We start from the raw sequence: 598 nt of genomic DNA, 5'->3' as shown, positions 1-598 counted from the left end.
GGTTTCTTGCCAAGGTCGTGCCGCATCTAAGGCCGGATTTCCGCATCAGGATCGCCGGTAACATGCCGTCGGGCGTGACGTCGGCGCATCCCGGTGTCAAGTTCGTCGGAAGGGTTCCGGACGCCCAGGCCTTCGTGCGCGGCGGCGCCGTCATTCCGCTGATCAGCACCGCCGGCAGCGGCGTGCAGCTGAAGACCATCGAAACCTTCGAGCTCGGCCCGCCTTCCGTCGCCACCAGCCGCTCGTTGCGCGGCATCGGCTACCGGCCGCAGAACTGTGTCGTGACAGACGATCCCGTCGCTTTCGCAGCGGCGCTCGAAGCCGCGGCAGCCGATGTCCGTGACGTCGACGGCAGCGCCTTCCATCGCCGGCAGGTGAGGGCGCTCGATGCCGCGGTCGGGCTTGGGCTGGAGAAGCTCGGCGCCGTCAGGAGGGAGGTGGCCGCATGAACATGCATGCCGCCCGCGCCGCCTTCGGCTTCGACACGCTGAAGCGGATACTCGGCATCTCCGTTCTTTCCATTCGCTGGGACGAAGCGACAGCGCTGCTTTCGCGGCTGGTCGCCGAGCGGCGCTTCACCAAGGTGAGCTTCCTTAAC

The 598-nt window shown here is 67.1% G+C and carries 1 protein-coding gene and 1 pseudogene; both read left to right on the top strand.

Features of this window, described 5'->3' with window-relative positions; translation table 11 throughout:
* Positions 1-449, top strand: a 449-nt coding sequence (locus EN861_RS34270) for a glycosyltransferase (protein ID WP_135928203.1), incomplete at its 5' end; no start/stop codon positions are given.
* Positions 446-598, top strand: a pseudogene (locus EN861_RS36530) (glycosyltransferase); the annotation flags it as partial. The gene EN861_RS34270 and the pseudogene EN861_RS36530, both read left to right, overlap by 4 nt.

Origin of the sequence: Mesorhizobium sp. M8A.F.Ca.ET.218.01.1.1 (assembly GCF_004791165.1) — a bacterium.
In the GTDB taxonomy this organism is placed as follows: domain Bacteria; phylum Pseudomonadota; class Alphaproteobacteria; order Rhizobiales; family Rhizobiaceae; genus Mesorhizobium.
This window is presented reverse-complemented; position numbering and strand designations above follow the sequence as displayed.